This is a genomic window from Marinimicrobium sp. UBA4209, assembly GCF_002381585.1.
GTDB lineage: Bacteria > Pseudomonadota > Gammaproteobacteria > Pseudomonadales > Cellvibrionaceae > Marinimicrobium > Marinimicrobium koreense.
The window spans coordinates 31,102-41,715 of record NZ_DFTP01000044.1 but is presented as its reverse complement, the minus strand read 5'-3'; the positions used below and the strand labels follow the sequence as shown (position 1 = coordinate 41,715).

Annotated in this window: 7 protein-coding genes; 4 read left to right on the top strand and 3 right to left on the bottom strand. The window is 57.8% G+C overall.

Annotation, left to right across the window (positions count from 1 at the left end; all coding sequences use genetic code 11):
* Nucleotides 1-596: 596 nt before the first annotated feature.
* The gene (locus B3187_RS06225) at nt 597-2,702 is read left to right on the top strand and encodes a putative bifunctional diguanylate cyclase/phosphodiesterase (protein WP_286805165.1); all 2,106 of its coding nucleotides are present in this window, start codon (nt 597-599) and stop codon (nt 2,700-2,702) included.
* A 79-nt stretch (nt 2,703-2,781) separates the two neighbouring features.
* Here B3187_RS06225 and B3187_RS06220 read toward each other — a convergent pair whose 3' ends face one another.
* Together B3187_RS06220 and B3187_RS06215 are read right to left on the bottom strand one after the other, a co-directional pair.
* A complete protein-coding gene (locus tag B3187_RS06220) occupies nt 2,782-3,462 on the bottom strand; it encodes an HAD family hydrolase (protein ID WP_286805163.1) in 681 nt (226 codons plus the stop codon).
* A 19-nt stretch (nt 3,463-3,481) separates the two neighbouring features.
* Nucleotides 3,482-4,300, bottom strand: a complete 819-nt coding sequence (locus B3187_RS06215) for an AfsA-related hotdog domain-containing protein (protein ID WP_286805161.1) — start codon at nt 4,298-4,300, stop codon at nt 3,482-3,484.
* A gap of 517 nt (nt 4,301-4,817) precedes the next feature.
* On the opposite strand from B3187_RS06215, the gene B3187_RS06210 reads away from it, so the two are divergent.
* From B3187_RS06210 to B3187_RS06200, 3 genes are all read left to right on the top strand, one after another.
* The gene (locus tag B3187_RS06210; protein WP_286805159.1) at nt 4,818-5,465 is read left to right on the top strand and encodes a substrate-binding periplasmic protein; all 648 of its coding nucleotides are present in this window, start codon (nt 4,818-4,820) and stop codon (nt 5,463-5,465) included.
* 14 nt (nt 5,466-5,479) lie between these two features.
* A complete protein-coding gene (locus tag B3187_RS06205) occupies nt 5,480-7,042 on the top strand; it encodes a sensor histidine kinase (RefSeq protein ID WP_286805157.1) in 1,563 nt (520 codons plus the stop codon).
* 184 nt (nt 7,043-7,226) lie between these two features.
* On the top strand, nt 7,227-7,463 hold the full coding sequence (locus tag B3187_RS06200; protein ID WP_286805155.1) for a response regulator: 237 nt from the start codon (nt 7,227-7,229) through the stop codon (nt 7,461-7,463).
* 48 nt (nt 7,464-7,511) lie between these two features.
* Here the strand turns inward: B3187_RS06200 and hrpA are convergent.
* Nucleotides 7,512-10,614 (bottom strand): ATP-dependent RNA helicase HrpA (hrpA, locus tag B3187_RS06195; protein ID WP_286805153.1); only part of this gene is annotated, 3,103 nt, incomplete at its 5' end.

The following is a 10,614-nucleotide window of genomic DNA, read 5'->3' as shown; positions in this document are numbered from 1 at the left end:
CGCCCGCCGAGCTGAAAAGACGCTGACTTATCCGACGTTTTCACCTTGATACCGCTCTCGGTATCGATCACAAGGTCTTTGCCGCTGGTCGTAACAGTTCCGGCCTGTGCGGCGGAAGCTGCAGAAATCGCCAAAGCCAAGCCCAAATATTTCTTGCTCATAGTGGTTTTTTCCTTTCAGTTTGCTTGTGGGTATTGAAGACTCCTAACTTGCAGTCGGGTGTTTAAATAGGCTGTAAAGACAACCAGAGTCACTACCACGTCATTTGAAAACCGGGCCATTCTACCGAAAACCGGCTCAAATATGTCACTTTGGTGTCGGTTTAATGTCCGTTACGTGAACATTTTATGTCGTAATAATGACATTTTTATGACAATCTGTAATTCATTGCGCGCCGCCCCCGTCCTGACCGGGCCGGCACCGCCGAGCTTCGCTTTTTCCCGGCGAACCGACTACAGTAATTACTATCGGGCCGCGTTTGGCATCCCGACCACTGACGCATCAACGATTGTGCGGCTATTCTCTTGATGCCTTACTCTTGAAATAGCCCAGATGCCTGTAAAATACCAATTTCCGTCGGCACTTACGGATTATTCATGGCCACATCGCTGAAAGTATTGTTTATTGAAGACTCCGAAGCAGACGCCGAGCTCACCACCGCCGAGCTGGTTCGCGGCGGTTTTGATCCTCACTGCCATCGGGTCGAAACGGCGCCGGACCTGGAAGCGGCGCTGGAGCAACCCTGGGACCTGATCATCTGCGACTATCGCCTGCCGCGCTTCAGCGCCGAGGATGCGCTGGCCGCTTTGAAACGAAGCGGACAGGACATCCCTTTCATCATCATGTCGGGCGCAGTGCAAGCCGAAGACACCGTCAACCTGCTCAAGCAGGGCGCCCACGACTTCATGGACAAACATGCTCTTGCACGTCTGCTGCCCGCTGTCGAGCGGGAACTTCGAGAGGCGGAAATTCGCGCCAAACGGCGCAAGGCCGAAGAGCGGGTCAGAGTGCTGTCCCGTGCGGTTGAGCAAAGCCCGGTTTCGGTCGTGATCACTGACCCCAGCGGCAACATCGAGTACGTGAACCCCCGGTTTGAGGAACTGACCGGCTATTCCGCCGAGGAAGCCACCGGCCGCGAGTTGGGTTTCTCCATGGTTGACCAGGACAGCGCCCAGGCTTTATCCGAGCTGTGGTCGACCGTCAGCGGTGGCCGGGAATGGAGTGGCGAGTTCTGCAGCGCCCGCCGGGACGGGCAACTGCTGTGGGAGCAAGTCAGCGTCTCCCCCCTAACTGACACGGACAACCGGATCACCCACTACGTCGTCATCAAAGAGGACGTGACGGTTCGGCGCAGCTATGAAGAACAGCTGTTGCGTCAGGCGCACTACGACCAACTGACCGGCCTGGCCAACCGGGTGCTGATGATCGACCGGATGAGCGTCGCCCTGGAGGCGGCCCAGCGGGATGATCACAAGTGTGCCCTGCTGGTCATTGACCTTGATCACTTCAAGAATGTGAACGACAGTCTTGGACACAGTATTGGCGACAACCTTCTGAAAGAGTCCGCCGGGCGCCTCAGCGGTTGCATCCGCGGCGGCGACACGCTGGTACGGATGGGCGGCGACGAGTTTGTAGTGATCATGCCCAAAGTCGACTCCGCCCGCGAGGCCCAAAAAGTGGCCGAGCAGATCATCCAGCAGTTTGAGCGCCCCTTCACTATCATCGGAAAGCAATACCGGGTCACCGCCAGCATCGGTATTGCGCTCTACCCCGAAGACGGAAAAAACCCCCACCTGGTTCTGCGCAATGCCGACCTGGCGATGTACAAGGCGAAGGACCTGGGGCGCAATCAGTATCATTTCTTCACCGAAGAGATCAATCAGCAATTGATTGAACGGTTGGAGCTCGAGGGACGACTGAGGCGGGTTCTGGACAAAGGTGAGCTGACCCTGCACTACCAGCCCATCTATTCACTCGAGGGAAACTTTGTCACCGGCGTCGAGGCCCTGGTCCGCTGGCGCCAGCCCGACGGCAGCCTCTGGGGACCCTACCGGTTTATTCCACTGGCGGAAGAGATCGGAATGATCCGCGCGATCGACAACTGGGTTCTGCGCAGTGCCCTACGGACGATGGCGCCTTGGCTTTCGGATAGCAACGAAACCATGCGCCTGACTCTGAATATCTCCTCCCAGCAATTGCAGATGCCCGGGTTCCATCAATACGTTGCCGAACAACTGACCGCCAACGGTGTCACGCCCTCACAGCTGGAGCTGGAAATTACCGAGCGAATGCTGGTGGATAATTCCGACTCGACGCAGGAAAACATCCAGCGCCTTTGTGACATGGGCGTACGATTGTCGATTGACGACTTTGGTACCGGGTACTCTTCGTTGGGCTACCTTCAGAACTACCCATTCCACACACTGAAAATTGATCGCAGCTTTGTCTGCAACATCGGAATCAATACGCATACGGCGCGGCTGATTGACACCATCATCACCATGGGACACGGCCTGGGTATGGAGATTGTGGCGGAGGGGATTGAATCGGATCTTGAACGTCAGTTTCTGAAAGCTCATGGCTGCGATCAGGGGCAGGGCTATCTGTTCAGTCATCCACTGCCGTTGGAGCAGCTTCGTCCGTTGCTCGAAAAAGCGGTTCAGGAACAGCCGTCGTTTTCAGAAAATCAGCCTGACGGATAAAAGAACTCCCGCAGGGGTTGCTGCGGGAGTCAAAGGTTCACTCTCAAGAGAATGCTGAATTGTTATTTCAACCAGCGCCTCAGGCAGGGGCAATTACCCACCAACCCATCGCTCTCGCTTTCGCCTCCAACTCCCGTCCACCACTGACCACCGTCGGTTGACCGACGGCACTGAGCATCGGGAAGTCCGACACATCATCGCCATAGGCAAAACAGTGTTCAGGCACAGCGCTCTGAGCCTCCAGGAACTGTGTCAACGCCTCCACCTTGCCGGAGCCGATGGTCTGGGGCGGGAGAATTTCACCGGTATAGCGCCCCTGATGGACCGCCAGGCGGGTCGACAGCAGATGCTGCACCTGTAACTCCTGCGCAATCGGCTCAAGCAGTGCCGGAAAAGAACCGGATACAAACACCACTTCTCGCCCCGCCCGCTGATGGGCGCGCAGTTCGGCCAATGGACGGGGGTGATAAAACGGCGCCTGGCCGTGACGCATTTCATCAAACCAGACCCTCCCCATGGCACGGACCTCTTGAGGACACCGGCCCTTGAAATGGCGGTAATACAGGCGGTTAAGAAACTCCCAGGAGGCTCCGGGGTGCAAGTGCTGGCGCAGGTCCTGTTCGTAAGCGCGCTGCCCTTCATCGTCACCGGTTCGGTGATACCAGAAGGTCTGAAAGCTGAGCATGCTTTTGATCGAAATCAGCGTGTCGTCAACATCAAAAAACACATACTCTTGTGTCAATGTCGGTAATGCCGTCATGAAAACACCTCCCTGCGACTCAGAAGTTATCGACGCGCTGCAACATCTCGGCATAGGCAGCCGCTGCACTCTGCGCCTGGAGCTGACCGTCCACAAACGCCAGATGCGCCTGTTGCGCCTTGGCCGCCATGGTCGCTTCGCGTTTGCCGATCCGGGCCTTGTCCATGGCGGCAAAGGTGAAGGTCAGTGAGGAGACATCCATCCCGCACTGTTGCACCACCGCCTCGGTCACAAAACTCAACTTCCGCGGGTTATCCGTGCTCTGCTCCAGAATCCGACACTCAATGGTGGCCGACACCGGAAAGGCAAAGTTATTGTACTTGACGGACATGTCGTTCAGGACGAAGGCGTAATCCACCTCGTTATCCGGAAGAAAGTACTGCTCAACCACGGCCAACATCCCCTGACGGGCGGCCTCGATCAGAATCATACCCTGGACGTGTTGACCGCTCTGGTGGTCTTGCATCAGTTCGCACTGCTCATCAATCAGCAAATGCATGGTAAAGCAGTCTGCGGTCTGCCGGACCGGAACGGAAATCAGGGTATTTTCCGGACGATGCTTGTGGGTAAGAGTGGCCGGAGCGCGGGTCGGTAGACTGTGCCACAGCGTAAAATCAAACTGACTCAGGTTAGGCGACTGAGCAGCCTGCTCCAGTAACTGCCTTACATTCTCATCACTCAGACCCTGACCGGGAACCAATACGGTTCGCCCCTGGCCGGGTACCAATGGAATGGACAGACTCAACAGGCCACGCAGATTGGAGTAGGTTATGGCATCTTTGCCCTGTACATAGGCTGAAAACTTGTCACCGACGACAAGTACAATACGCTGCTTCATGATTTCCACCTCAGCTATTTAATGAAATGTGCCCACCAGATCGGTGTGGCATCAAATAGCTCAGTGCAAAAATGCGACCCTTTCGGTACGCTTCACGTTATTTTTTGAAGTCGAAATTTTTGACAGACTCACAGGATGAAGATAACCGGTTGTTAAATCGACTGTTTTTGAATTCGTTTCAGGCGTAGACCGGCAAAATCCCCGCCGTGCCGGAACGGCTGTGCTAGGATTCAGACGGAACGGGCCACCAGTCTGGCCACAAAATCATCAAAATGATCAATAATTAGTCAAATTTATGACGCTCCCGGAATTGTCAACACTCAAACCCGAAAGAAGCGACAACTTTCAGACAAACCTGCCTACAAACAACGTGCAAATGAGGTTTTCGGTGAAAAAAACGCCATTGTTCCGTACATTCCTTCGCCCTATTACCCTTACTCTGAGCGGAGTCGCGCTGCTACTCGCCCTGCCTACGGCTGCGGACCAAAGCGTATCGGACGCCCCCCCCGAGACCCCATTGAAATTTATTACCATTGACGTCGCCCCCTGGGCATCCAACAATCCCGAAACCGGGCAAAAGGAAGGCGCCTTCGTGGCGATTGTGGACGCTCTGTCCGAGCTCACCGGGTTGACCATCGAGACCACGCTGACGCCCTTCGCGCGTGTCGATCGGGAGTTGGAGGCTGGTACTCATGACTGCACCATCCTGGTTCCCCGGGACGAATCCATTGTGATTCATGGCGAGCTGGTGGCGGATCATGACGTGGGCATTCTGTCCCACAAAGGCAACCCCATTGATGACTATGCCGACCTACAGGGCACCACCATTTCTCTGCTGCGTGGCTCCGCCATATCACCGGAGTTCGATCAGGACGAGGCCATCAACAAGGTGTACGACACCGACTATCTGATCGCGCTGCGCAAGCTGGATCGTCAGCGGGTCGCCGGCGTCGCCGGTGCCATCCCCACGCTCAAGTTCCTGGCCAACGAAAACGGGCTGGGGGATATGCTGGCACCGGCCCTGAAACTGACCGACATTCCGCTGGTATTCCAGTGCTCACGGCAATCCACCCAACTGGCGTTGATGCCCTCGCTGAATGCGGCCATTGAAACCCTGAAACAGTCCGGCCGTCTGGAAGAAATCACCGATCTGTACCACTTCTAACGGATTATCACTCCATGGTTTTTCGGATTCCCGGCCTTGCCAGCCTGCGTGACCTGAAGCGTTCGGGCATCGGGCAGCGCCTGTTGGTGCAGATCATCCTGTTCAGCTCACTGATCACTCTGGTCGCTACCCTGATACAGCTCTACACCGACTATCACCGCGACGTGGGCACCATCAAGAACCGGCTGGATGATATCGAGGGCAGCTACCTTGGCAGCATCAGCGCCAGCCTGTGGAATCTGGACGTACAACAGTTGCGTCTGCAACTTGAGGGAATCCATCAACTACCGGATATCCAGTCGGTGTCCGTGCGGGAGAGTTCGGATAACGTCGCCGACCCCCTGGCTTTGAGCCGCGGCGAAGGCGACAGTAAAAACGTCATCACCCGGCACTACCCGGTGATCCATATCCTCGCCTCCGGCCCCCGCCAGATCGGCACGCTGACGGTAGAGGCCTCCCTGAGCGAAGTGTACGCCCGCCTGCAGCAGAAGGCCGTGGTCATTCTCTTGAGTCAGGGCGTGAAAACCTTTCTGGTGTCGATGTTCATTCTTTATATTGTGGCCCGACTGATCACCTCGCACCTGGTGCACATTTCCGATCGGGTCAGTCGGTTTGAGATCAGTCAACAACAGCCGCCTCTTGCGCTGAACCGGCACCCCCCACCGGAACCCGATGAGCTCGACCAGGTGGTCACCGCCTTCAACACGCTGAGTAAAAACCTGCGTCAGGCCTATGATCATATGCATGAGGTCAACAATGCCCTGGCCAAAGATATCGTCGCCCGCCGTCAGGCCGAGGAGGAGGTCAAACGCCTTAACTCGGTGCTGGAACAACGCGTGCGCCAGCGCACCGCCGAGCTCGAAGCGGCGAATGCCGAGCTGGCCAGCTTCTGTTACTCCGTCTCTCACGACCTGAGAGCGCCACTGCGGCGCATTGAGGGCTTTCGGCGCATTCTGAATGACCGCTACCACGAGCAGGTGGACGACCAGGGACGGCACTACCTGGACCGCATTGCCGTCGGCACCCGGGAAATGTCCGAGATGATCGACAGCTTTCTGCGCCTGTCCCGGGCGACCCAGGGCGAACTGAAGGTCGAGATTGTCGACTTGTCCGCCAAGGTGCATCACCTGATCAATCAGTATCAAGAGCGCGAGCCAGAACGTGAGGTACACCCGCAAATTCAGGATGATGTACGCGCCCCGGTTGATAGTCATCTGTTCGATATGCTACTAAGTAACCTCATTGACAACGCTTGGAAATATTCCGGTCATCTCCCGGAGACGCACGTCGCGTTCGGTTTTCGAGAGGAGGATGGCGAGCGCATTTACTTTGTCAGTGACCGGGGCGATGGCTTCGACATGCAATACGCCGACCGGCTGTTCGCGCCCTTCAGCCGCCTGCACAAGGCGGAGGAATTTGAGGGGGTGGGTATCGGACTGGCCACGGTTCAGCGTATCATCACCCGACACGGTGGACGAATCTGGGCGGAGTCCCGCCCGGGTGAAGGAGCCACCTTTTATTTCACGTTGTGGGAAAGGAACACTGACCGTGAACAGGGACACCATACTATTAGTTGAGGATGACCCGGACGAGGCCGAGCTCGCGCTGTTCGGGTTTGGCCAGGTTGGCCGTCACTACGACATCCAGAGGTCCGAAACGGGGAAGAAGCCCTGGAGTTTCTCTTCGCCACGGGCCGCCATGCGGACCGCGCCACCGAGTGGGCCCCCAGCCTGGTGATTCTGGACCTGGACCTGCCCCGGGGTGAGCGGCTTTGAAGTGCTTCGACAGATCCGCTCGACCCCGGAATACCGCTACACACCGGTCGTCATATTGACCACATCCGACGAGCAATCAGATATCCTTCAAGGGTACCAGTTGGGTGTCAACAGCTACCTGTGCAAACCCGTTGATTTTGAAAGTTTTGCCGACCTGTTGCAGCAGGTCAGCGAATACTGGTTGTCCACCAACACCCAGCCGGGACGACGCCGCAATCCCTGAGTCACCCCCTCACCCGGCCAGCGTCGAGAGTGCCCTTTCCACTCCAAATCAGGTGCGCTCCGCTTCCAGTTCCTGCCACTGCTTTTCCAGGCGCTTGGCAGAGACCGGCATGCGGGTTTTCAGCGTCTGGGCAAAGAGCGACACCCGGAATTCCTCCAGGCTCCACCGGTACCCCTGAAGCGCCTCATTCAACGCCAACGCCTGACCGTCGCGATCCGTCCAGAAAGGCTCCAGGCGCTCCCAGAAGGGCGCCAGCTCATCCACCAGGCGGCGATCCTTGTTCGGGTCCAGAGGCGCCTTTTCCAGCCGAATTTCCAGCGCCTGCATATACCGTGGGTACTGGCGAAGCCAGTCCTCCGGAGTGCGATACAGCATACCGGGGTAAAACAGGTGGGCCAGTTGGGTGCGGATGTCCGACAAGGTAAACGCCAGTGGCAACTGAGTGCGGTGCTGCTTAAGCTGCTTTTTGATCTTGACCAGCGAGTGCAGACTGGTGGAGAGCACGTCCGCCAAACCTTGCGCCTGTATCACCAACCCTTCGCGCACCGCCTGCTTGCAACGCTCATAGGCCGGTGCCGTTCGGGGCAATTCGTTCAGTGGTAACCAGTTCGCCACGGCCGCCAGAAGCAGGTCATCAACCACCGCATCGCGCTTACCCATCTCCGCCACCGACAGAGCCAGCTCGTCTTTTTTCAGGAGCTCTTTGTGCAGGTACTTTCGGGTCTGGGAAAGCTCCAACAGAATCAGCCGCGCCAGCCCGCGCTGGGTCTGATAGGCGGCATCCGCCGCTTCATCCAACACCGCAATGGCCACCGAATCGCGCTTGTCCACCAGCGCCGGGTAAGCCCGTAACTGGATACCGCCGCGCTTGAGCTGCACCTCCTCCGGCAGTGTGTCCCAGTCCCATTGGGTCAGCTGGTCGCGCTCGATGCCCACCGCTGCCGATTGAATTTTCTCCTGGGCCTGCTCCCGATAGCGCTCGCGCAGCACCGCCAGATCCCGACCCCGGGCGATACAGCGCCCCCGCTCGTCCAGCACCTGGATATTGACCCGGTAAAAATCGTCAATGCGGGTGTCGTCCCAAGCCTCGGGCGGCACCTCGACCAGGGTCTGACGCTTGAGTTGGTGAGCCAGGGCATCGGTCAACGAGGTGTTGTCCGGCTGCATGCCGGTCAAGGCCCGGTCCACCACATCCGGTACCGGCACAAAGTGCTTGCGCCACTGCTTGGGCAACCCCTTGATCAGACTGATGCACTTGTCGCGCAGCAAGCCGGGCACCAACCACTCGAGGCGTTTTTCCGGCACCTGATGCAATAGGCTGACGGGCACCTGCAGATTCACCCCGTCGTCCTCGTGACCGGGTTCAAACTGATATTTCAGCGGAAAACTGACGCCGCGCCAGGTCAATGCGTCGGGGAACTGCGCCTCGGTCACCTCCCCGGCGTCGCGCTGCATCAGTTGCTCGCGCTCGATAAACAGCAAGCGTGGCTGGTCCTGCTCTACGGCTTTGCGCCACTGATCGAAGCTGGCGCGACTGGCCACCGAATCGGGAATCCGCTCGTCATAAAACTGATACAGGGCCTCATCATCGGCCAGAATGTCCCGACGCCGACTTTTCGCCTCCAGCTCATCCAGTTCAGCCACCAGACGCTGGTTATGAGCAAAGAATTTTGCGGGCCCGCCCCGTTCCGATTTCTTGGCGTAACGGCCCTCCACCAGCGCGGAGCGAATAAACACCTCGCGACAGGTGGCCGGTTCGATATCGGTGAAATCGACGCGTTGCTTTTCGACCAACACCAGTCCGTACAGAGACACCTTCTCGTAGGCCTTCACCCGTCCGCTCTTCGGGTCGTAGTGAGGCTCAAAGTAATGACGCTTGACCAGGTGTTTGGCCGCACTCAACGCCCACTGGGGATCAATCTTGCCCACCGTGTGGGCGTAAAGTCGGGAGGTTTCCAACAGCTCGGCCGCCACCAGCCACTTGGGCGTTTTCTTGAACTGGGACGAGCCCGGGAAAATCATGAATTTGCGATTGCGCGCCCCCAGGTATTCGCGGTCCTCCACATTGAAGCCCAGGTTGCCCAACAGACCGGTCAGCAGCGCGCGGTGCACCACCTCATAGTCCGCCGGCTCGCTGTTCTCCTTGAGTTTGAGATCCCGCAGGCTGACTTTCAGCTGATGGTGAATGTCCCGCCATTCACGCCAGCGAACGTAGTTCAGAAACTCTTTCTTGCACTGTTTGCGCATCTGATTCTGAGACAGGTCCTGACGCAACTGTTCAAAATAATCCCACAGATTCACAAAGCCGAGAAAGTCCGATTGCTCGTGCCAAAAACGACGATGGGACTGATCCGCCGCCTGCTGTTTGTCCGCCGGTCGCTCCCGTGGGTCCTGCACGGACAGGGCACTGGTAATGATCAACAGCTCCCGCACGCAGCCCAGCTCACTGGCGGCCATCAGCATTCTGGACAACCGTGGATCCAGCGGTAGGCGGGTGAGCTGTTTACCGGTGGGGGTCAGACGCCCCTTGCCATTGACCGCCTGCAGCTCTTCCAACAGCTTGAAACCATCGTTGATCAGGCGCCGATCCGGCGGGTCGATAAACGGAAACCGATGAATATCCCCCATGCGCAGTTGCAGCATCTGCAGGATCACCGCCGCGAGATTGGTGCGCAGAATTTCCGCATCGGTAAATTCGGGGCGCGCCAGGAAGTCCTCTTCGCTGTACAGGCGGATACAGATACCCTCCGCCACCCGACCGCAGCGCCCCTTGCGCTGATTGGCGCTGGCCTGGGACACCGGCTCGACCGGCAGGCGCTGCACTTTGGTCCGGTAGCTGTAGCGACTGAGTCGGGCAAAACCCGGATCGATCACATAGCGGATGCCAGGTACGGTGATTGACGTTTCCGCCACGTTGGTGGCGAGCACCACCCGCCGCCCCTTGTGCGGCGCAAAAACCTTTTGCTGTTCGGCCATGCTCAAGCGGGCGTAGAACGGCAGCACCTCCAGGTGCTGAAAACCCGCTTGGCGAATACTGCGCGCGGCCTCGCGAATTTCCCGTTCACCACTGAGAAACACGAGTATGTCACCACCGCGGGCGCCCTTGCCGACGCTGCGCTCGTGGGTTTCAATTTCGTGAATGGCGTCGAGT